Annotated in this window: 27 protein-coding genes; 11 read left to right on the forward strand and 16 right to left on the reverse strand. The window is 34.5% G+C overall.

Features of this window, described 5'->3' with window-relative positions; genetic code table 11:
• Positions 1-370: 370 nt before the first annotated feature.
• Together EDC58_RS08940 and EDC58_RS08945 are read left to right on the forward strand one after the other, a co-directional pair.
• The gene (locus EDC58_RS08940; RefSeq protein ID WP_123353177.1) at positions 371-910 is read left to right on the forward strand and encodes a hypothetical protein; all 540 of its coding nucleotides are present in this window, start codon (positions 371-373) and stop codon (positions 908-910) included.
• 130 nt (positions 911-1,040) lie between these two features.
• Positions 1,041-1,304 carry a hypothetical protein gene (locus tag EDC58_RS08945; RefSeq protein WP_123353178.1) on the forward strand — a complete coding sequence of 88 codons (264 nt, stop codon included), beginning with the start codon at positions 1,041-1,043 and terminating at the stop codon, positions 1,302-1,304.
• Here the strand turns inward: EDC58_RS08945 and EDC58_RS08950 are convergent.
• Positions 1,285-2,010 (reverse strand): DUF3108 domain-containing protein, encoded by a 726-nt coding sequence (locus tag EDC58_RS08950; RefSeq protein WP_123353179.1) that lies wholly within the window; start codon positions 2,008-2,010, stop codon positions 1,285-1,287. The two genes, EDC58_RS08945 and EDC58_RS08950, sit on opposite strands and share 20 nt — an antisense overlap.
• Before the next feature lie 45 nt (positions 2,011-2,055).
• Between EDC58_RS08950 and EDC58_RS08955 the strand changes: the two genes are divergently transcribed.
• Positions 2,056-2,979 (forward strand): D-2-hydroxyacid dehydrogenase, encoded by a 924-nt coding sequence (locus EDC58_RS08955; RefSeq protein WP_123353180.1) that lies wholly within the window; start codon positions 2,056-2,058, stop codon positions 2,977-2,979.
• Here the strand turns inward: EDC58_RS08955 and EDC58_RS08960 are convergent.
• The 10 genes from EDC58_RS08960 to secG all read right to left on the reverse strand — a co-directional run bounded on the left by EDC58_RS08960 (position 2,976) and on the right by secG (position 9,934).
• Positions 2,976-3,776 carry a mechanosensitive ion channel family protein gene (locus EDC58_RS08960; protein ID WP_123353181.1) on the reverse strand — a complete coding sequence of 267 codons (801 nt, stop codon included), beginning with the start codon at positions 3,774-3,776 and terminating at the stop codon, positions 2,976-2,978. The genes EDC58_RS08955 and EDC58_RS08960 overlap by 4 nt on opposite strands.
• A 61-nt stretch (positions 3,777-3,837) precedes the next feature.
• Entirely contained in the window at positions 3,838-4,533 is a 696-nt protein-coding gene (locus EDC58_RS08965; protein WP_123353182.1) for a glucosaminidase domain-containing protein, read from the reverse strand.
• Between the two features lie 8 nt (positions 4,534-4,541).
• A complete protein-coding gene (locus EDC58_RS08970; protein WP_123353183.1) occupies positions 4,542-5,093 on the reverse strand; it encodes a ribonuclease HII in 552 nt (183 codons plus the stop codon).
• Positions 5,075-6,040 carry an AAA family ATPase gene (locus tag EDC58_RS08975; protein WP_123353184.1) on the reverse strand — a complete coding sequence of 322 codons (966 nt, stop codon included), beginning with the start codon at positions 6,038-6,040 and terminating at the stop codon, positions 5,075-5,077. The genes EDC58_RS08970 and EDC58_RS08975 overlap by 19 nt, the downstream gene beginning before the upstream one ends.
• A gap of 27 nt (positions 6,041-6,067) precedes the next feature.
• The gene (locus EDC58_RS08980; protein ID WP_123353185.1) at positions 6,068-7,111 is read right to left on the reverse strand and encodes an MFS transporter; all 1,044 of its coding nucleotides are present in this window, start codon (positions 7,109-7,111) and stop codon (positions 6,068-6,070) included.
• On the reverse strand, positions 7,104-7,493 hold the full coding sequence (locus tag EDC58_RS10325) for an HIT family protein (protein ID WP_123353186.1): 390 nt from the start codon (positions 7,491-7,493) through the stop codon (positions 7,104-7,106). Before EDC58_RS10325 ends, EDC58_RS08980 begins: the two co-directional genes overlap by 8 nt.
• Positions 7,493-8,104, reverse strand: a complete 612-nt coding sequence (gene pyrE / locus EDC58_RS08990) for an orotate phosphoribosyltransferase (protein ID WP_123353187.1) — start codon at positions 8,102-8,104, stop codon at positions 7,493-7,495. Before pyrE ends, EDC58_RS10325 begins: the two co-directional genes overlap by 1 nt.
• A 23-nt stretch (positions 8,105-8,127) precedes the next feature.
• A complete protein-coding gene (gene frr / locus EDC58_RS08995) occupies positions 8,128-8,685 on the reverse strand; it encodes a ribosome recycling factor (RefSeq protein ID WP_180937090.1) in 558 nt (185 codons plus the stop codon).
• 8 nt (positions 8,686-8,693) lie between these two features.
• Complete coding sequence (locus EDC58_RS09000) at positions 8,694-9,626, reverse strand: polysaccharide deacetylase family protein (RefSeq protein ID WP_123353189.1); 933 nt, start codon at positions 9,624-9,626, stop codon at positions 8,694-8,696.
• Positions 9,623-9,934 (reverse strand): preprotein translocase subunit SecG, encoded by a 312-nt coding sequence (gene secG / locus EDC58_RS09005; protein WP_123353190.1) that lies wholly within the window; start codon positions 9,932-9,934, stop codon positions 9,623-9,625. Before secG ends, EDC58_RS09000 begins: the two co-directional genes overlap by 4 nt.
• An 81-nt stretch (positions 9,935-10,015) precedes the next feature.
• Between secG and EDC58_RS09010 the strand changes: the two genes are divergently transcribed.
• Both EDC58_RS09010 and EDC58_RS09015 read left to right on the forward strand, forming a co-directional pair.
• Positions 10,016-10,666: a methyltransferase domain-containing protein gene (locus EDC58_RS09010; RefSeq protein ID WP_123353191.1), complete on the forward strand. Its 651-nt coding sequence runs from the start codon at positions 10,016-10,018 to the stop codon at positions 10,664-10,666.
• A 16-nt stretch (positions 10,667-10,682) separates the two neighbouring features.
• Positions 10,683-11,270 (forward strand): Tll0287-like domain-containing protein, encoded by a 588-nt coding sequence (locus EDC58_RS09015; protein ID WP_123353192.1) that lies wholly within the window; start codon positions 10,683-10,685, stop codon positions 11,268-11,270.
• On the opposite strand, the gene EDC58_RS09020 is transcribed toward EDC58_RS09015, so the two are convergent.
• Positions 11,264-11,458: a hypothetical protein gene (locus tag EDC58_RS09020; RefSeq protein WP_123353193.1), complete on the reverse strand. Its 195-nt coding sequence runs from the start codon at positions 11,456-11,458 to the stop codon at positions 11,264-11,266. The two genes, EDC58_RS09015 and EDC58_RS09020, sit on opposite strands and share 7 nt — an antisense overlap.
• Positions 11,459-11,617: 159 nt before the next feature.
• On the opposite strand from EDC58_RS09020, the gene EDC58_RS09025 reads away from it, so the two are divergent.
• The gene (locus tag EDC58_RS09025) at positions 11,618-12,052 is read left to right on the forward strand and encodes a hemerythrin domain-containing protein (protein WP_123353194.1); all 435 of its coding nucleotides are present in this window, start codon (positions 11,618-11,620) and stop codon (positions 12,050-12,052) included.
• Here EDC58_RS09025 and EDC58_RS09030 read toward each other — a convergent pair.
• The 4 genes from EDC58_RS09030 to serS form a co-directional block, all read right to left on the reverse strand.
• Entirely contained in the window at positions 12,032-12,430 is a 399-nt protein-coding gene (locus EDC58_RS09030) for a thiamine-phosphate pyrophosphorylase (RefSeq protein ID WP_123353195.1), read from the reverse strand. The genes EDC58_RS09025 and EDC58_RS09030 overlap by 21 nt on opposite strands.
• Positions 12,420-13,163 (reverse strand): Bax inhibitor-1/YccA family protein, encoded by a 744-nt coding sequence (locus EDC58_RS09035; protein ID WP_123353196.1) that lies wholly within the window; start codon positions 13,161-13,163, stop codon positions 12,420-12,422. The genes EDC58_RS09030 and EDC58_RS09035 overlap by 11 nt, the downstream gene beginning before the upstream one ends.
• A 104-nt stretch (positions 13,164-13,267) precedes the next feature.
• A complete protein-coding gene (locus EDC58_RS09040) occupies positions 13,268-15,445 on the reverse strand; it encodes a tetratricopeptide repeat protein (protein WP_123353197.1) in 2,178 nt (725 codons plus the stop codon).
• 8 nt (positions 15,446-15,453) lie between these two features.
• Positions 15,454-16,704 carry a serine--tRNA ligase gene (gene serS / locus EDC58_RS09045; RefSeq protein ID WP_123353198.1) on the reverse strand — a complete coding sequence of 417 codons (1,251 nt, stop codon included), beginning with the start codon at positions 16,702-16,704 and terminating at the stop codon, positions 15,454-15,456.
• A gap of 84 nt (positions 16,705-16,788) precedes the next feature.
• On the opposite strand from serS, the gene EDC58_RS09050 reads away from it, so the two are divergent.
• From EDC58_RS09050 to EDC58_RS09070, 5 genes are all read left to right on the forward strand, one after another.
• Positions 16,789-17,931 carry an ABC transporter substrate-binding protein gene (locus tag EDC58_RS09050; RefSeq protein ID WP_123353199.1) on the forward strand — a complete coding sequence of 381 codons (1,143 nt, stop codon included), beginning with the start codon at positions 16,789-16,791 and terminating at the stop codon, positions 17,929-17,931.
• 126 nt (positions 17,932-18,057) lie between these two features.
• Complete coding sequence (locus tag EDC58_RS09055) at positions 18,058-19,575, forward strand: oxygen-binding di-iron domain-containing protein (RefSeq protein ID WP_123353200.1); 1,518 nt, start codon at positions 18,058-18,060, stop codon at positions 19,573-19,575.
• Between the two features lie 47 nt (positions 19,576-19,622).
• Positions 19,623-20,054: a PAS domain-containing protein gene (locus tag EDC58_RS09060; RefSeq protein WP_123353201.1), complete on the forward strand. Its 432-nt coding sequence runs from the start codon at positions 19,623-19,625 to the stop codon at positions 20,052-20,054.
• Between the two features lie 27 nt (positions 20,055-20,081).
• Entirely contained in the window at positions 20,082-20,516 is a 435-nt protein-coding gene (locus tag EDC58_RS09065; RefSeq protein WP_170151140.1) for a PAS domain-containing protein, read from the forward strand.
• A gap of 52 nt (positions 20,517-20,568) precedes the next feature.
• Positions 20,569-21,483 carry a branched-chain amino acid ABC transporter permease gene (locus EDC58_RS09070; RefSeq protein WP_123353202.1) on the forward strand — a complete coding sequence of 305 codons (915 nt, stop codon included), beginning with the start codon at positions 20,569-20,571 and terminating at the stop codon, positions 21,481-21,483.
• Position 21,484: the final 1 nt, after the last annotated feature.

Raw genomic sequence — 21,484 nt, forward strand, 5'->3', positions numbered from 1 at the left:
CACCGACACATTTGGAGTATGAATTTGTGGAGTAATGTGTATAGCATAATACACATTAGGGGGTGAGGAGTGGTTTTTTGGAAGTGGATTTTAAGAGGATTTTAGTATCGAAATAGTAAAAATAGTTAAAAATATAATTTTTTATTAAAAAAATAATATTTACTATTAAAAAAATATAAAAGGATTATAAAAAATTATAGAAAAATTATATTTCTTATTAAGAAAATTATAAATAAATTATAAAATAATATAAAAAAATTATATTTATTATTGGATTTTTAATATTTTTGACGGAATGTTTTATATTTTTTGTAGTTGCAACCGATTATATTTTTGAATATAATATTTTTAGCACTAACAAGGAGAAACAATGTATGAAACAAACGAAATGAGTATGAAAATTTTAGAAAAATTGGATAGTTTAGTATCAGAAAATCAAAAAATCCTCCAAAAGCTCGATGAACTTGCAGAGGAAAACAAACAACTCAAAAGCGAACTTGAAGAGGTAAAAGAACAACAACAAAAAACAAAAGAGTTTGTAAAAGAGTTAGCCGAAGAAATGGTAATGCTGCTTGGTAAATTTATCAAAGAACAAAACAAAAAACTCGACGCCGAAGTTAAAAAAGCTCTTGATGAACTGCCAAAAAAAATTACAAGCGAAGAAAAATTCGAAGTGTTTAGAAATTGGTTTGAGAATACTATTACTAAAGTGGTAGAAAGAGAAGAAGCAGCATCAACAAAAGCACTTGCTGGTTCATCAGCAAGAGGGCATAAACTTATCTTAGACAGCATCACCGAACTTAACAAAAAACTCGACAAAGTGGAGTATGAGCTTAAAAATATCCAAGACCCTTTACACGATATGAGAGACAGAAACGGCGATTTTTCTCTATTTAATAGAGTTAGATAATTTTCTCTTCCCTTTCTCCTTAAAAACTTCTAAAATTTTTCAAAATTTTCCTTTACCACCTCATTGAACTTGGGGAAAAATTTGTAAAATATCCCTCAGAAAGACAAATATTTCATATAAGGGGGATATTATGGCAAGTTATTTTAAAGCACAAGAAATAAATAAAGTAGAAAAACAACAACTACCGGAATCAACCGTAGCGGTATATAGCAACATTACGCCTAAAAACAAAGAAGAGGCTAAAAAGTTGGAAGATGAAATTCTTTTTGCAATAAAAAGAGAACACCAACTTGATATGAATCGTTTAATAAGAGGAAAGGAGCTTCCTAAAAAGCTCCAAAAATATTTCCCGTCAGATTTTGGAGGTAGCGGGGTTATTTGTCTTCAATTTTAAGATAATCCATTTTTCCTTTTAAATCCCCGATTTTGAGTACGTTTTTTACCATTCCCGCAACGGTTACCCAGTTCGTCGGGTCTATTACGAGATATAAAACTCCCTTATCCCCTGCAAAAACTTTGTTGTAAAGGTTTGCTTTTAGGTATGTTCCGTTGACTTTGAAAGTTTTTTTGAGCTCTTTTAACTCTTCACCTTGCGGAAATGTAATTTCGACTTTTCCGTTTTTTTTGCTGCCGCCGACTGCGTGGAAGATGTATGTTTCTTTTTTGTCTTTTAAATAAAGAGGTAGGTTCCAATATAGAGTCAAAATATCATCGGGTGCATAGTAGTATTTGTACTCTTTCGTAAGTTTGCCGTTTTTGTATCTTTTTTTGATTACGCTTTTGTTTTTGTGGTCGAAAATATAGATTCTATAATAATCGTCTCCGTGTCTTTTGATATCTACGATGTAGTGTGTAGGGACGAGTCTGCCGTTTATTACTTTTCCTTCGCTAATGTATGTTTGGGTGAGGTGTCCCGAGATTGAAGCTGCGAAACCTTTTGTTTTGACGGTAGTCATAATTTTATAGTCCGTTTCGTTTCTTTCATATACGCCTTTTGCCGTTGCGATTGTACCGAACCAACCGTATTTTGCGCTGTATGTTGCGACGTATGTTTTTGAGTATGCAAAAATCGCTATCAAAAATAGTAAAATATATCTCATAAATATCCTTTTTTGTTTATTATACCTAAAAAATAAGGAGCGAAAATGACAATAGTTTTTTTGGATGCGTTGACTTTGGGAGATGTGGATTTTGATAGGTTTAGGAAATTCGGTGAAGTAAAAATCTATCAAACGACTCCAGCTGATAAAACCTTGGAGAGAGTAAAAGATGCCGATATCGTCGTAACGAATAAGGTAGTTATCGATAAAGAAATTATGGATAACAGCAATATAAAATTTATCCAAATAGCGGCTACGGGGATGAATAACGTGGATTTGGAATATGCGAAGAAAAAAGGAATACCCGTAAAAAACGTAGCCGGATATTCTACAAAAGCGGTTGTTCAGCAGACTTTTGCGTTGGTGCTCGGGCTTTTGAATAAAGTGTGTTATTTTGACGAATATACAAGAAACGAGTATCCAAATAGCGAGATTTTTACTCATATTAAAAATTGGTTTGAGATTGCAGGTAAAAGATGGGGGATTATCGGGCTTGGTACTATCGGAAAAGAGGTTGCGAAAATTGCCGAGGCTTTCGGGGCTGAGGTGGTGTATTATTCCACAAGCGGAAAAAACAATAACAGCGAATATAAAAGAGTGGAGCTTGAAGAGCTTATGAAAACAAGCGACATCATCTCAATTCACGCACCTCTAAACGAAAATACGAAAAACTTGATAAAAGAAAAAGAGCTTATGATGATGAAAGATAATGCGGTTATTGTCAATCTCGGAAGAGGCGGAATTATAAACGAAAAAGATTTGGCAAAAACGCTTGAGAAAAAAGATATTTTAGTAGGGCTTGACGTATTTGAAAAAGAGCCTGTTGAAAAAGATAATCCTATTTTGAAATTTAAAGATAAAACATTACTAAGCCCTCATATCGCTTGGACGAGTATCGAAGCCAGAAATAAACTGATGGACGGAATTTATAAGAATATCGAAGAGTATGTAAAACAAAGCGGAAATTAAGCCGCTTTGTTGTCTACGTGAACATCCATTTGAGGATAAGGGATGTTGATTCCTTTTTCGTCGAATGTTGTTTTGATGATTTCAAGAAGTTCGCTTCTTACACCCCAATAATCTTCACTTTTAACCCAAGGTCTTACGTTGAAGTTTACGCTGCTGTCCGCAAGTTCCGCAAGAGCTACCGCAGGTGCAGGGTCTTTTAGGACTTTCGGATGGTTAGCTAAGATTTCTTCAAGAGTAGATTTTACAAGTTTTAGGTCGTCTTCGTATCCTACTCCGATAACAAGGTCGATTCTTCTGATAGCTTCTCTTGAATAGTTTGTGATGTTTCCGCCGATGATGTTAGAGTTTGGTACGATAATCACTCTATTGTCACCCGTTTTGAATGTTGTATTGAAAATACCGATTTGATCTACAACACCTGTAGCTCCGCCAGCTTCTACGAAATCTCCAACTTTGAAAGGTCTTAGGAATAGTAGCACAACTCCAGCACCGAAGTTTGCGATATTTCCTTGAAGCGCAAGACCTACCGCTAAACCGGCAGCACCGATAATAGCTGCGAATGAAGTAGTATTAACTCCAAGAGTACCAAGAGCAGCGATAATTACAAGTACGATAAGACCGAAATATACAAGGTCTCCTAAGAATTTTACAAGAGTCACGTCAGTGTTTGAGCGCTCAAGCATTTTTCTAAACAGATTAGTTAATAACTTTGCAATCCATTTACCGATAATATAAATGGCGATCGCGCCGATAATTTTGATTCCCCATGTTAGGGCTAAATCGAGGTATTGGTTCATCCTCTCTCCTTTTAGGTTTTTAATTTGAAATTATATTCATTCAAAATGACAAAATTATGACTTATTTGTCATATTTCTCCCAATGATTGAGTTTTATCATTCTTTTTAGCATTTTTACGTACTCCTCTTTTTTTTGGGAGTAGTTTATCATCGTATTTGCGGCGATTATGCCTGTGAATTTTTTGTGTTCTTGTTCGTATTTGTATCTGAGGTTTCTGAAGTTTTTATATGCCGGGTTTCTGTTTAGGTTTCGCATATACGCTGCGATTGAAGCTTCAAGAGAAGGGAAAATTTTTATCGAATATGCTATTTTTATGTTTTCGTATCTGCTTTTCGGTTTTATACCTTTATTGGAATATTCCCAATGTCCGAATATATTATTCGCGACTCTAACAAATCTGCTTTTTCCCCATCCGCTTTCGATTGCCGCTTGAGCGAGTGCCAAAGACGGCGGAATGGTGTCTATTTTTTTTAGAAACTCTTTTTTGTCGGTTATGTTTTTTATTTTGTATATTTTTGCTATTTTTGCCAAAAAGGCGATTTTATACGGGTCCATTAAATAATACGGGTCGTTGAAAATTTCGATTATTTTTTCTCTTAGCGCTTTGATTTTTTTGTTTTCCGCTTGGATTAGCGGCAGCATAATCTCAACAAAAGCTTTTTTCTGTTTTTTTACGTCTTTTATGTTGTAATACCACGAGGGAAAAGCCGCATAAAGATTCAGCGCCAAGAGCATACTTCCTAAAAATCTTTTCATAATACTCCTTAAAATAGTGTCGGCTGTCTTAACTCTTTTAGCTTATAGCTTTTTCTGTGGATTTCGCAAAATCCGTATCGTTTAATCAGCTCGATGTGTTCTTTTGTTATGTAACCTTTGTGTTTTTTGAAATTGTATTCCGGATATTTTTTGTCAATAAAAACCATATATTCGTCTCTACTGACTTTTGCCAAAATACTTGCCGCACCTATCTCTTTTATTTTCAAATCACCTTTTATTATCGTCTCAATTCCGTCCACTCCGAAACTGCTGTTTCCGTCAAAGAGGTATTTTTTTGCTTTTATGGTGTTTTTTATCTCCGATAATGCCTCTTTTATACAGACGGATAAGCCTTTTTGGTCTATCTCTTCGGGCCATTTCCAGACGATATGGTGTTTTGATTTTTGTTTTATAATCTCAAAAAGCTCTTTTCTTTTTTTCGGCGTGAGCTTTTTTGAATCCGTAATCCCGTCTATATCCTCAAGCAAAACAACACCGGCAAATACCAAAGGACCGGCGATAGGACCGCGTCCCGCTTCGTCTATTCCGCAAATCTCCATCTCCAAAACGGCGTCACCTCCACTTCGAATTTGTCGTTTGTTATTTCAAATTCGTTTGATATTGTTATGATATCGACTTTTTCGACGTCGGTTACTTTTTTTAGTTTTTCTTGCGCTATCTCTTCGTTTGCAAATGGCAATACCAAAATCCCCCGTTTCTCTTCCGGGAGATAAAAACTCAAAGTGTCTTTGTAATAGACCTCTTTTTTGTTGAGTTCTAAAAATATAATATTTTCAAAAATATGTAAAGGGTTTTTTCGATTCGTCATAATCGATTTAAAAGCGAAATTATACGCAAAAAATTTTTTAGGGGACTTTGGAGATTCGAATTTGTTAACTTCGAAAATAATTTTGTTTTTTAATAGTTCGTTCGTCTCTTTATAAAAGCTGTCTTTGCTTAGTTTCATCTCTTTTTTTAGGATTTGATATATTTGATAAAGAGTAAATTTTTCTCCTAAATGTGCAAAAAAGAAAGCTAAGATTTTTTTGTTGTAGGGAAGCAGCTCGAAAGTCTCTTTTAAATATTCGTCTTTGAAGTATTCTTCGGAAAAAAGTTTGGGAAAGTTGCCGAGTCTTAGGAATCTGTCGAATGTTTGGTTTATGTTTGTGGTGTTGTCGAATGCAAAAAACTCTTCGAAATCAAGACCTCCGAGTTCTATTTTTTCGAAGTCTTCTATTTCTATGTTTTTGTTGCTGATGATAAAGGTCGTTTTGTCGGGGATTGGGATTTGAAAGTCGTAATTATCAAGCACCACTAAATCGACACCGCTAAAATCGAGGTCTTTTTCTCTGTGGTCGCTGAAATCTATATATTTGTATTTTCCTTTGAAATTCTTTAGAAAATTAAATACCAAAAACGTCTTTCCGACCCTTTTTGGTCCCGTAATCAGAGTGTTTTTAAAGGATAATTTTACTTTTCTATCAAGTATTTTTTTTGGTAATTGCAATAAGCCCCCTTTTTTGTGCTTTATGTATTATAACATAACCAAAAATCCTATCAAGGCAAAAAGGCTTTCGTACAAAAACAGATAATCCCCGTATAAAAATCCCGCAAGCATACTTCCCAAAAACGCGGCAAAGCCGTATGCTATTCCGGCGTAGAACTGCTGAGCTAAGGTTTTGTTTTCGTATTTTTTGTTTAGATACAAAAGTGCCGATGTGTGAAAAAGCGCAAAAGAAAAGGCGTGTATCGTTTGAGAGAGCGCTATTAGCAATAGGTTTGAAGGGAAAAGATATAATATGAACCAGCGAACGGATGTAAGGAAAATAGAGAGTTTTATCCAAAAAAGAGGAGGCTTTTTGTTTATAAAGAAGTGTTGGATTAAAAATACGATAATCTCGGCGCTAACGCCTATTGCAAAAAGCCAACCGACCCACTCTTTGCTTATTCCGTGGCTTGTGACGTAAATGGTAAAAAAACTATAAAACCCTCCGAAACTTATCTGCAAAAACACAACCGCCGCCCAAAACTTCCACTCTTTAAGCAAAGAGAATTTCGAAGAGCTTTTCGTAATCGTTTTGTCTTCCAAAAAGAAAAGAGAAAATAGATTCGTTAAAATCAAAAGGACTATAAATGCTATTAAAAGATTAATATTTACATATCCGGCTATTATCCCGAAAAGCATAAAGCCTATACTGCCAAAAAGCCTGCTTTTTCCGTATTTTTCTTTTAGCTTTTCTATCGCTACGGCTTCAATATACGGGAAAATAATCGAAAAAGAAGCACCCAAAATAAAGAAAAAGAGGCTGATTAAATAAAAGTTTTTGGTAAAAAGTAATACGGACGATAAGGAAGAGACGATAATCGCAAGTAAAAAGTCTCTTTTTGTAAGAGGTTTTTTTAGAAAAATAAATGGTGTTAAAAATCTGGCTATCGGCATCATCGCAAAAATTATCCCGATTTGTGCCGGAGTGAAAAAAGATGAGAAATATTTAGGTAAAAAGATAACGTAATCGCCTATAAGAGTAAAAAAGAGAAAGTAATAGACGCTTATAAGAATAAAAAACTTTTTATCCAAGGCTTTTTATAATTTCTTCTTTGATTTTTTCAAGGTCTATTTGAGGGTAGGTAAAATCCCTCGTTTTTTCACAAAACGTAGCACCCGGCCACCAAGGGTCGTTTTTGAATCTCGGAATAATATGAATATGAAGATGAGGTACCATATTCCCAAGAGATGCTATGTTTATTTTGTCGGCATTGGTGTGTTTTAGTAGGATTTTTTCTATTTTTTTAACGGCGAGAGTAATTTCTACGGCTTCTTGGTCGCTTAGGTCGCTGAATTCTTTAACGTGAGCGTTTGTTATGAGTCTGATGTATCCCGGGATATCATCTACGAAAATAAGAGAAAAAAGAGAGTTTTTGTAAAAATAATCTGTAACGTTACAAAGAGGGCAGGTCATTAATTCCCTCTGCTTCCCGGTTTTATAGGTGTACTTCCCGCTTTACACATCGGGCACTCTTGAGGTTCGTATACTTCGAATTCGAAATCGTCAAGCGCAAAAAGAGGTTTGTCAGCCGGTAATTTACACTCAGGTTTTCTTTCACTCTTTCCGTTTACTCTTTTGCAAACGCCTCTATTGGCAATAGCGGCAAACGCCACTACCTCAGCACCTCTTTTTTCAACTTCTCTTGCCGCTTCCATAGCGCTTCCGCCTGTTGTGATGATGTCTTCGCAAATAAGTACTTTTTCGCCTTCTTTTACTTCAAAACCTCTTCTTAGTGTCATTTCACCTTTTACTCTTTCGGTGAAAATAAATCTAACTCCAAGAGCTCTTGCAAGCTCGTATCCGGCAAGCAGTCCCCCGATAGCCGGAGAGCATACCGTATCTACTTTTATTCCCGCTTCTTGAATCTGTTTTGCAAGCTCTTTTGCGAGTTTTTCGGCAACTTCAGGATGTTCCAAAACTCTTGCGCTTTGGAGATAATATTCGCTGTGTTTGCCACTACTAAGTAAAAAATGCCCTTTTAAAAGAGCTCCGTATTTTTCGTAAATTTCTCTTACATTTTCCATTTTAATTTTTCCGTCAGTTGATTTTATACTTTCATTACGTCGTCGATTTTTTTATTTACGATTTCATCGACTTTCGCAACATAAGTATCGGTAATTTCTTGCACTTTATCAAGACCTCTTTTTTGATCGTCTTCAGTGATTTCTTTGTTTTTAAACATTTTTTTTATTTCGTCGTTAGCTTCTCTTCTTATGTTTCTGATTGCGATTTTTGCTTTTTCACCGAATTCTTTAGCTTTTTTCGCTTGTTTTTTTCTCTCTTCTTCCGTCATAGGCGGGAAGTATAGTTTGATAGTGTCTCCGTCGTTGTTCGGATTTGCACCGACATTTGCTTCTTGGATAGCTTTTTCGATGTCGTTAATAATACCTTTATCCCAAGGGCTTACTACGATAGTAGTAGCATCTACCGCGTTGATGTTCGCTACTTGATTAAGAGGTGTAGGCGCTCCGTAATACTCCACTTTTACTCCGTCAAGTACGTGAATAGAAACTCTACCAGTTCTTAACGTATTCAAATCTTTTTTTAGTACTTCGATACTCTTTTCCATATGTTCTTTTGCGAACTCAAATACTTCTTCCATAATTTACCTCCTTATTTTTTGTATTTTATTACCATTTTCGAAATTATTTTATAATTATATCTTATAATGACTCTGTTTCTGTATTTTTTAAGCTCGAAGTTAGGTGCGTAGCTAAAAGAGCCGTTTTTTACCGGGATTTTATAAACCCAGCCCATTTTCGTTATGTAGATATTGACGTATGGAATTTTATCAAAAACTTTTCCTTTTATGAGGGTTATTTTGTTGCCTTCTCTTTGTATCTTTATATCGGCGTGAAGTCTTTTGATTTTGAGTTTTTTAGCAATATCTACTTTGCCTGTTAGGGCTATTCTGTCAAGGTCGTTTATCGGTGTAGCGATATCTACGGCTCCTGGGTTTTGGTTGGCGATAATAGGGAAAAACGAATTAATTATTTTTTTGACTCTTTGGTCGTATTCCCCGTACGGATAAGCGTACATATCAGGCACGTATCCCATATGTTTTTTGAAAATTTCGATAGCTTTTTTAGTATCGTTTATTATTGCTTGGTTGCTAAGATTTGGCAAGTGAGGATGTGCGTAGCTGTGGATACCTAATTCTCCGTATTTTGCGGCATCTTTTACCTGTTGCCAGGTCATAAAATCGCCCCATTTTTCGTTTGTGGCTTTTACATATACGAAAAGTGTAAATGGAATGCCGTACTTTTTGAAAACGGGAAGTCCGTTTTTATAAAAGCTTTTGTAAGTGTCGTCTATCGTAAAAACGACGATATTATCGACGTTTTGTCTGTTTTTTATCATTTCGGCGAGTTTTGAGAGGGTGATGGCTTTGTAGTTGTGGGATTTTATATATTTGAAATATTTTTCGAGTTCTTTTGATGATGTGTTCGTATAAGGATGTCTGAAATCGTCAATTCTGTGAAGCACGAAAATATGCGCCTCGGCTAAAAGCCAAAGAGGCAATAAAAAGAGGATTAATTTTTTCATTTCGTAGGTACGGTAGGTACGCTCGGCACTTGTTTTGGAGTGATGTGTTTTACTTTTACTTCGTCAACTGCCGAAGTGTTTGCTTGTTTGTTGTATAGATATACGAGAGTTAGAGTGTTTAAAACAAGTAAAATTCCTACAACCATAGTCGCTTTTGTTAAGAAATTCATAGGTCCGCCGGCACCGAATACCGTATCGTTTGAGCTTGAATATGCGCCAAGACCCATACTTTCAGATTTTTGCAAAAGTGTCAAAATTACGATAACTATCGCCAAAATAATCTGGATAGTAAAGAAAATACCAGTCATTTATTTGCCTTTTTGGGTAGAATTATATCATAAAATAAAAATTCGGTCGGTAAGTTTAAAAATTAAAAACGAAAGTAAAAAATGCATAAAAGTTTGAGTAGTTTCGATAAATTCGCGCACACGTACGGAGAATATAACGTAATTCAAAAGAAAATCATTAAAAAATATCTCCCTTTTTTGAAAAAGAGAATTGTCGATTTGGGCTGTGGAAGTGAAGGGCTTTGTAAATATACTGATTTTGAATTTTATTTGGGAGTGGATAAGAGTGAAAAAATGCTTCAACTCAACCCTTGTAATACCTTAAAAGCCGATTTTAACACAAAAGAGTGTTTTGATTTGATAAAAAAATACGATTTTGAGCAAATAGTTTCGTTTTCCGCACTTCAGTGGGCGAGAGATTTGAAGTTTGTATTTGAGGAGATAAAAAAACTTGATAAAGAGTTTTTGTTAGCGATTTTTACTTCGAATACGTTTAAATCTTTACATAATTTTTTAGGAGTGAAATCTCCTATTTATTCTAAAGAAGAGATAGTCGAATATGCTAAAATTTTACAACCGAAAATTGAAATTCTTCGTTATGAAATGACGTTTGATAAACCGAAAAGCCTTCTTGATTATATTAAATTCTCGGGAGTAAAAGGGGATGTTAGCGCCGGTAGAGCTAAGATTAGGGAATTTATGAGAACTTTTCCCGTTAAAAAGCTAGAATTTGAGGTGGTGGTGCTAAAATAATCTAAAGGTTGGGGTTGTGAGAAAATTATTTTTTTTGTTAAGTAGTGTTTTTTTATTTGCTGAAAATAATCAAACAAAAAGTATAGAAGCGGCTAAAAAAATAGCTTTGGTTGCCTCTACGGAGTATTTAAAAGTTTTAAAAAATGCAATGAAATCTCATTTAATGGAAAAAGGGCCTAAAGGAGCAATCGACTATTGCAATAAAAACGCTTATCCTTTAACTATGAAAACAAGCGTGAAACTTAGTAGGAAGTTGCATGTAAGGCTAAAATTAAAAAGAATCTCTTTTAAAAACAGAAACGTAGCCGATTATCCTAATGCGACTGATGTACCTATATTAAAAGAGCTTTCAAAAACCGATCCTAAGCATCCTAAAATGTACGTAAAAGAATATCCGACAAGAATTGACGTATATCAGCCGATTTACGTTCAAAAAATTTGTTTAAGATGTCACGGAAAACATCTAAATAAAGACGTAGTAAAAGAACTCGACAAATATTACGAAAATGATAAAGCAAGAGGCTATAAAGTCGGAGACTTTAGAGGTGCCGTTGTTGTTACTATCGATAAAAAAAGCTTGGAGAAATACCTCCATAATCAGTGATTTTTAGGGTTTAAAATCGATTCTTTTTCTAATGAATAAATTGAAATCATCATCAAAACAATTCCGGCGCACTCAACCAAAACTCCCGCCGTTACTATTTGAAATGCTCCTAAAATAGTACCTACCGCACAAAGAAAAATTCCCGCTAAAAATATAGGATTGCTCCAATACTCTTTTACCGCATCCATCATAAAACCTTTTTTTTAAATTTTACTGAATAAGTATTCATAAGTCAAGTTTATATTGTCATTTTAATATAAGTTAAATCAGTAATAATTTTTAGTTATAAAAAAAGTAATTTTGTCGATTATTAGATGAGTGTGATATAATATTGAAAAGGATGAAAAATGTGGTTCGGTAACTTTTTTAAAAAAGAAGACCCTTTAATTACGGCATTAAAAAAACATCACAAAGAGCTTTTTAAAATCTACCTTAAAATTGCCGTTTTGGTAAACAAAAACAAATTCGACAAAATTCCTTCTAAATTGAATGATTTTTATTATAAGTATAAACAGCATATTATTTATGAAGATAATTATTTTTATGCAAAATTAAATGAAATGTATAAAAATGATACCGATAAAAAAATCTTCATTAGAAATAAAAGAGAAGATATGGATAAAATAACCGTAGATGTAGAGAAATTTATCAAAGATTATACTACTATCGAAAAAATCAGAGATAATTTAGGAGCTTTTAAACGAGAATTTCAAAGAATAGGTGCCGTTTTAAAAAGTAGAGTCGATTTTGAAGAGAGCGAATTATATGTTTTGTATAAGTAAGAGTATCTCTTTTTCTAAAGTATAGAGTTTATAGCGTGCGTTTTTGAACTCTTCTGAGGTTTTTATGTCGTCGAGTTTATAGACTTCTTCTAAAACTCTTGCGCTTTCTTGCGCTCTTTTTAGATTTGAAATTATTATATCTTCAAGTGATTTTCTTGTTTGTTCCGATTTTGTAGAGGGTTTTAAAATATCGTTTTGTGCGTCTCTTTGTTTTATAACTTCTAAGTAATTGGGGATTTTGATGTGTCTTAGGTTTTTTAGCTCTTTTGCAAGAGGAGAGTTAAGTTCGTAGCGAAGAATATCTTCGACTACTCTTATACCTTCTTTAAAACGATTAAAATTTGCATCGATAGTGCGAAGAGGAGGATTAGTCCTCATTGTTTAAAAATCCTAAAATTTGTAGAAGTGAAACGAATAGGTTTAGAAAATCTAAATAAAGCATAACAGCCGCTTCTATTTCGCTGCTAACGTTTCCTCTAATGATGTTTTGAGTGTCATATAAAATAAAGAAACTAAAAAGTACCGCAGAAACGCTTGCGATGATTAATTGAAGCATAGGCAAATGTAAGAAAATATTTAAAATAGATGCACCTATTACCACTAAAAGAGTTATAAAAAGTATTTTTCCCATTGTCGTAAAGTCTCTTTTTGTAGTCATAGCGAAGACGGTTAGTCCTCCAAAAGCGATTGCAGTGAGGAAAAACGCTTCACCGATTACATAACCCATATTTGCCGAGATAAAAAATGCAAGTGTTGGTGAGAGAGTAAATCCCGTCATAAATGTGAACGCAAAAAGCAATACCAAATTAAGAGGGGTTTTGTTTTTTGCCGCAAAAAGACCGAACAGCAAAATAAATTCTAAAATTACAGCTCCCCAATATGTAAATGTTAAAGAGCCGGTAGCCGATACCATATTGCCTACAAATCCCATTCCTACATAGGCGCCTACCGCTCCGGCTATTAGACTTCCCGCAAGAAGTTGATAAGTGCGTTTTACGAATTCGTTGATATCTTCAATAACATGAGTATGTTGATAGCTATTTTGATTCACCGTTTCTCTCATGGTATTGATGTTTGAGTTGGTTTTGAAATCGTTTGATGAAAATTTCATCTTTATCCTTTTTACTAAATTTTAATAAATTATACTCTAAAAAGGATTAAGAAAGTATTAAATTATAAGAAAAACTTAACGCTCGTCACTTATTTACACTTTTATTATTTTATAGGGTTTTTGATATTGAAATCGAAAAATTTTGAAGTGAATCCGTCTTTTATTTTAGCGTATTGAATTGAAGCTGCGTTTAGGTTATTCGCTTCTTGCCAAAGAAGTCCAAGACCGTATCTCGCTTCTAAATATTTAGGATTTTTGAGTTTAGCAAGTTCCATTAAAGCGACCGCGTTTGCGTGATGTCCAGCACCTATTGCTGCGACGGCCGCGTGATACATTGTGTGGGCGTCTTCTACGTTTTTGTTGTTGATTAGGTCGTTATATATTGTATAGCTCTCTTCGAAATGTTTTGTAAATAAATCCGCATAAGCGAGTCTTTTAAGTACCGGGATTATGTCAAACGTTTCGGTTTTCGCTTTTTGTAAAAGCTGTAATCTGACTCTATATAAAAGCCCTGAAATTTTGGCAAATTCGAAATACCAATCTCTTGCTATTTTCGCTCCGTAGTAAAAGTCGTTTAAATTTACTTTCATAGTCATAAAAAAACTTTGATAACTTTGGGCTAATTTTTGAATCGGCTCGTCTTTATTCGAAGCGTAAAAATATAAAAGATTGGCAATAAGGTCTTTTTCGAACATGCTTTTTAATTTTAAAGCTTCGTAGGTGAAATCTTTGTTGAATAACGCTTTAATAGTTAGTTTTGTTAAAATCCACATCGGAGTGGCTTTTTCTTCTTTTTCGGCGAACGCCGCCATTTTTACGGTGTCGTGAGAATAAATGGCGAGCATTGCGTCTTCAAGAGGATTGTTTATCAAATCTTCTTTTACCGAAGCTAAAAGGTATTTGTTTTGGATATTGCTTTTATCGGCTGCAAAAAGAGCGAAAATACCGCTTTTTAGGTCGTAAGGGTTTAGGTGGTAGGCTCTTAGGAAATGTTTATAAGCGTTTAGATAATCCCCGAGTTGTGCGTATGTTAGGGCTAAATTGTAATGAAGAATATATGAATCGGGGTTTGTTTTTATGAGTTTTTGAAATTCGTTGTTTGCGAGATAAATATGTCCGTTTATTGCGTATTTTATGGCTTTTGCTATTTTGATGTTAAGTGTAGAATATTTTGCCGTTTTTTTGAGGTAGTGAGTAGCTTCTTCTATCGAATTTAGCGGAATACCCGCAATACCTTTTTTTAGATAATCGATTGTCATATTGACATTGAATACTTTATATGGGGCGAAGTAGAAAAATAGGTCGTAATAGTCGTTTCTTTTTTTTAGGAATGTCTTTTGAAACTCTTTTTGAGCGGTTTTTACTTCAAAAAGGGAAGGTTTTAGGAAAACTTTTATAGGGTAGATGTTTTCGTTTGCGAATTTTTTAAATATTCTACTCGCTTCTTTGAAATAAGATAGTTTCAAATCCACAAGTCCAAGAGCGAATTCTCCGATTTTAGAATCGCTGTTTTTGAGATAACTTCTCGCACTTTCATACTCTCCGGCTCTTGCTAAATCAAGCCCTTTATAGAGACTTTTTTCTACGTATAAAGAGGCTTTTTTCGGGTCGTTGTAGTATTCGTAAATGTTTCCTAATAATCGTTTGCTTTTTTCTTCGAAATCGGTAGGTTGGATAAGTGCGGGGATAGATTCGTATTCGTATCCCATATAATACATCACAACCGCATAATAAAACGGATAGTTTTTGTTTTTTGCTATTTCCGGCAAGAACGTATATGCTAAGTTTCGGTAATAATCGAAAAGTTTGTAATCTTTAAGCATCAAAGCGCAGTATGCCGCGTTAATGGCGCTTAGGGTTCTGTTTTCTTTGTTTTGGATTGCTTTTTGGAAATATTTGAGGGCTTCTTTGTAGTTTTTTTCTTTTATTTTTATCACTCCCAAATTATACATTGAGAGACTTTTCGCAAAAGCCGAAAGTTTCGTGAGTATTTCAAGAGCTTTTTCTTTTTGACCGCTTTTATATAGTATGGTAGCTTTTTTTACGAGAATATTTATTTCGTTTTTCGGGATATGTTTTTTTTCAAGTTTTTTTACTATTTGATTAACGTTAAAATTATCTTTTTTTTGCTCTTTTTTCTTTGTAACGACAACGGCGAGAAGTATTAAAAGCATAATAATCACCAAAAGAAGAACGATAATGATTATTAATATAAGTTTGTTTTTTTTCTGTTTTTGTTCTTCTTCTGGCTCTATTACTATTACATTATCTTCTTGGGCCACTTAATTCCTTATAAATATTTTTTTAGAACTTCAGGTATTTCGATTTTTCCGTCTTTTGTTTGATAGTTTTCCATAATAGCCACAAGCGTTCTTCCGACAGCTAAGCTGCTCCCGTTTAAAGTATGTACGAGACGATTTTTTTTGCCGTCTTTATATCTGATTTTGGCACGTCTTGCTTGGAAATCTCTGGTATTTGAAACCGAGCTTATTTCTCTATATTTGTTTTGGCTTGGAATCCATACTTCCAAATCTATAGTTTTTGCCGCACTAAATCCCAAATCTCCGGTGCAAAGCATCACTTGTCTATATGGAAGTCCTAATTTTTCAAGAGCGTTGCTTGCACATTCGACCATCTCTTCAAACATCTTATCGCTATCTTCCGGACGCGTAACGGCTACGAGTTCGACTTTGTCGAATTGGTGCTGGCGGATGATACCTTTGGTGTCTTTTCCGTAGCTTCCGGCTTCTTTTCTAAAGCACGGAGTATAAGCCGTTAGTTTGATAGGTTTATCCAAATCTTGTATGATTTCGTCTCTAAAGAGATTTGTAAGTGGTACTTCTGCTGTCGGGATGAGGTATAGGTTTTCATCTTCGATTTTGAATAAATCCTCTTCGAATTTAGGAAGTTGTCCGGTTCCGGTCATTGTTTCTTTATTTACCATAAGAGGCACCCAAACTTCCTCAAACCCCCACTCTCTGTTGTGGTCCAAAAAAAAGTTTATTAAAGCTCTCTCGAGTCTTGCCGCTTCGTTTTTCATAACGGTAAAGCGGCTTTTTGCGAGTTTTACGCCTCTTTGGAAATCGAGCCAACCGAGTTTCTCCCCGAGTTCGTCGTGGCTTTTCGGTTCGAAATCGAATTGAGGAATTTCTCCTACTCTTTTAATTTCCACGTTGTCGTTTTCGTCTTTTCCTACGGGTACGTCGTTATCCGGAATATTAGGGATGATAAGGGCTTTTTGCATAAGGTTTTCGTCTATTTTTTTGAGTTTTTCATCAAGAAAATCTATTTCCTCTTTGATTTTCGCGACTTCTTGTTTTATTTTTTCGGCTTCTTCTTTTTTGCCTTCTTTCATTAATTTTCCAATCTCTTTTGAGAGAGTGTTTCTTTTGTTTTGGAGTGTTTGAATCTGCTCTAAGAGCTTTTTTTTGCTTTCAAAAAGGCTTTTTATTTCTTTTAATATATTTTCATCAACACCTTTTAGTTTCAGTCTCTCAGAAACGTTCTCGAAATCTTTTTCAAGAAGCTTTAAATCTATCATTTATATCCTTTTCGATGTTAATTTATGCTATTTTTTTAATTTTGGTATAATATATCGGTAATTTTAACATAAAAGGAGAGCTAAATGAAAAAAGGTTTATTGTTACTCGGTCTTAGTGCGTTCGCGGCAACTGCACTAATGGCTGCCGAAATTAAAGTTGGTATTTTACAACCTCTAACAGGTCCAATTGCATCATTCGGTCAAAAAACACTTGACGGAATTAAACTAGTACATGAAAAATACAACAAACTTCCAAACGGAGACACTATCAAATTGGTAATCGTTGATAACCAATTCGATAAAATCCAAACAGTAAACGGATACAACAGATTGGCAAGCGATGATAAAGTTGTTGCAATCGAAGGTCCTCTTGCGAGTTCTATGGCGCTATCAATCAAAAGATTCGCAAACGATACTAAAACACCTACCGTAACTCAAATCGCTACTAACCCGAGAGTTACAAAAAACACTAAATATATCACAAGGGCGTGTTTTACTGATGATTTCCAAGGTACCGTAGCTGCTAAATATGCATTAAAACATCATCTAAATAACGCTGTTGTAGTATTCGATATGAAACAAGATTATTCTGTAGGTCTTGCAAAAGCATTCCAAAAAGCTTATAAAAAAGGCGGAGGAAAAATCTTAAAAGTACTTTACATCAACTCAGGTGATAAAGACTTCAACGCTCAAGTAGCACAAATTAAAAGATTAAATCCAAAATTCATCTATACACCTATTTATGCACCTGAAGAAGGACTATTCCTAAGACAATTAAGAGCTGCCGGAGTAAAAGCTCCTGTAATGGGTGGAGACGGTATTGCAGACCCTGGACTACTTAAAAAACTTGCAGGAAGCGCTGCAAACGGTGTAATGTATACAGACCACTTCGACGCGGCTAAAGCTCCGACTCCATTATCAGCTCAATTCATTAAAGATTTCAAAGCTAAATACGGAAGACTTCCAAGTGCATTCGCAGCAACCGGAGCTGACGGATATCTATTGATTTACAACGCTGTAAAACAATGTGATACAAATGCTAATAAAGCGGATTTGGCTAAATTCAAAGCTTGTGTAAACAACGCTATAAGACATACTAAAAATCTTGAAGCGGTAACAGGATATTTGACAATTGATCCTAATACAGGAAACCCAATCAATAAACCTGCGGTTATCGAAAAAATCGTTGATGGAAAAACTGAGTTCGTAGAACTTGTAAAACCATAATTAATTATAATAATAACTTTTCCCCTTTCGGGGGATATATTTAAAAGACGCTAAGTAATGCGCTTTTAAATATATCCGATTATTATTGGATATAATAATCAAAAAACAAATTAAAGAGGACAACAAATGGGCTTTTCATTACCTGTAAAACTTAAAGACGGAATTTATTGGGTAGGTTGCGACAGCGCAAGACTTCTTAATTCCAATATGTATCTTATTAAAGATGAAGACGTAGGAGTTTTGGTAGATCCGGCATGGAGTCAGTCAGGGTGTTTTTATGACAAGCTTTCTACTCTTATGGATTTGGATAAAATCAAATACGTTATCGTTCAAAATTATGAACCGGATACCGTAAAAGCTCTTGAACTTCTTAAAAAAACGCTTAAAGATTTTCAAATCGTAACACATTGGAAAATTTCTATGTTTTTAAATAAATTCGATTTAAACGTACCAATGTATATTATTGACGAAAACGATTGGAAACTTAAACTTCCGACAAAAGATTTGGAATTTATTTTTACGCCGTTTAATTATTTTGCGGGAAGTTTTTGTACGTATGACAAAACCTCAAAAACAGTATTTAGCGGAGAGCTTTTTAGTGTCGTGAAAAACAAATTCGGTCTTTACGTGGATAAAGAACCGTTGTATTTGTATTCTTTAAAAACGTTTCATAAGCTATATTTACCTCTTGAATACGCAAAAAAAGCGGTAAAAAACATACCTGAAGAAGTAGAGCTTATAGCGCCTAAATACGGAAGCGTACTTGAAGACGAGTTTATTCCTAAAGCCAAAAAAGAGATTTTATCTATCGAAAAAGAGTTTGATTTCGATAGCGTAAGAGAAGAGATTATGAGTAATCTCTACAAAGATTTGGTATATCTTGATTTTAAAGATGCGTTTAAAAACTTATTTAAAAATCTCCAAAAAGCTATCGAATCGATTATTATGCTTGAATTAAAAGTCGAAAACGAAACTCTTCATCAAGGACTTAACAAGTCAAAAAGTATAATTAAAAAAGACGGAGAAATAGAAGGAATTAATGCCGAATTATCGGTAGGATTAAGCAACTCCGGATTAAATGAAGAGCTGACTCAGTTTCTTGAAAGTTTATTAGATAGACTTTTATATCCTCTTGTTAATTCATATAAAAGAGAACAAATTCTTAATAAAAACAAATATGAAAGAAATCCTATTTTAGATCCGTTAACAGGACTATTCAGTGTAGAATATTTAGAATTTTTAAAACCTAAACTTAAACAGTCTGTCAGATATAAGTTTCCTATTACAATGGGAGTTGTGAATATAGACTTTGACGAACAAACCGGAAAACTTTACAAAGAGTGTATTATTAGAGAAGCGGCTAAATATTTACAAAATCATTTTAGAAGTTCGGACGTTCTTTTGAGAATCGACGAAGGTAAGTTTTTAATTGTTATGCCGTTTACGTTTGAAAAAGACGCTAAGAAAAAATTAATGTCCGTAATTGACGGATTGAATCAAAAAGCGTTTTGCGGTACAAAAAATATGCATGTAAAAGCTGAAGCTTCAGTATTGGAATACGATAAAGAATCTACTTTAGAAGATTTTCTTAAAAAACTTGACAAATCAACTTTTGAACCGATTTTTATCACCCAATTATCATAAAAGAGTCTTAAAATACCTCCTTAGATGGATAATCTAAGGAGGTAAAAATGAATAAGCGCTATATAATCGATGAAGAAGTTAAATTTGAAGATGTTAATCCTACAAACAGACCGGTTGTAAGCAGAACCGATATCCACGGAAATATTTTGTATGTTAATTCGGTATTCGCAAATATGTGCGGATATAAAAAAGAAGAGATGCTTGGCCGTCCGCATAGAATCATCAGACACCCTGATATGCCGAAAAAAGTGTTTGAAGAGATGTGGGAAACGATAAAAGCGGGAAAAGAATGGCATGGATTTGTTAAAAATTTGAGAAAAGACGGCCGATATTATTGGGTGGACGCTCATATTTCGCCTGTAAAGAAAAATGGAAAAATAGTGGGCTATATCTCTGTAAGAAGAGCTGTAAATGACGATATTAAAAGGGAAATGGAGAGAGTGTATGCTGAGATGAGGGAGAATGAACGTTCATTTTGATTATTGGATGAAAAAGGGGGGTTAAGAATGAGCGATTTCAATATTACAAACGAAATGAAATTTTTGGATGAGTTTGAGTTTCTAAACAAACCGATTATAACAAGAACAGATAAAGAGGGGAATATAATTTTTGCCAATTCTTTATTTAGCAAAATGAGCGGTTTTTCAAGAGCCGAATATTTAGGGCGTCCTCACAATATCGTAAGACATCCCGATATGCCAAAAGCTATTTTCGAACAATTATGGGATATGATTTTGCTCGGGAAAGCTTGGAGCGGATATATTAAGAACAAAACAAAATGCGGAAAGTTTTATTGGGTTGAAGCGTTTATTCAACCTGAATATGAAAACGGAATTATTACGGGATTTGCTTCTTTGCAAAGAAGAGTTTCTATTAAAATCGTTAGACGTTACGAAAAAATTTATAAAGAAATGAGACTTAAGGAGCTAACAAGAGGATAAACCCTTTTAAACTTGATATAATAACCCTAAATTAAAACAAAAGGTTAGGGAAATGAGTATCGGGTTTATCCTGCAACAAATTATCAACGGCTTTTCTCTTGGAAGTATGTATGCCTTGATTGCTATCGGGTATACGCTTGTATACGGGGTGTTGAGACTTATTAACTTCGCACACGGCGATATTATGATGGTCGGTGCGTTTATGGCATTTATTTTCTTTAAGATTTTAGGGCTTAATTTTTACGTAGCTGTGTTGTTTTCTATTATTTTTACCGCAATTGTTGGTATTCTAACTTACGTGAGCGCCTATAAACCTCTACTTGACAAAGGCGCTCCTAAAATTTCTCTTTTAATTACCGCTATTGGTATTTCGTTTTTCTTGGAATCTTTATTTAACGTAATTGCAAACCAATATTTAGGCGGGACATATCAGGCTTTTTATTTTCCGAAATGGTTTTCTCATATTATCCATATCGGTAACGTAACTATTCCGGTACTTACGATTATCGTGCCTGTTTTGACTCTGTTGCTTTTAGGGGTTGTATTGTTTATTCTTTATAAAACGAAAGTGGGGATTGCTATTAGGGCTCTTGCGTTTGATATCACTACTGTAAAACTTATGGGTGCGAATTCGAATATGATTATCGCTTTTGTTTTTGCGTTAGGTAGTGCCCTTGCAGCGATAGGTGGTATTGCTTATGCTATGGCATATCCGAGTATCGACCCTTATATGGGGATGCTTGTAGGTCTAAAAGCGTTCGCAGCTGCTGTTGTTGGAGGAATCGGGAGTGTAACAGGAGCGGTAATCGGTGGATTTATTTTGGGATTTGCCGAAGTTGCTATTCCAGGATTTTTCCCTGAACTTGGGGGATGGAAAGACGCTTTTGCATTTATTTTCTTGATTTTCGTATTGTTATTCAAACCGACCGGAATTATGGGTATCGACTTTGAAAGACAAAGGTTTTAAA

The organism is Caminibacter pacificus (assembly GCF_003752135.1).
GTDB lineage: Bacteria > Campylobacterota > Campylobacteria > Campylobacterales > Nautiliaceae > Caminibacter > Caminibacter pacificus.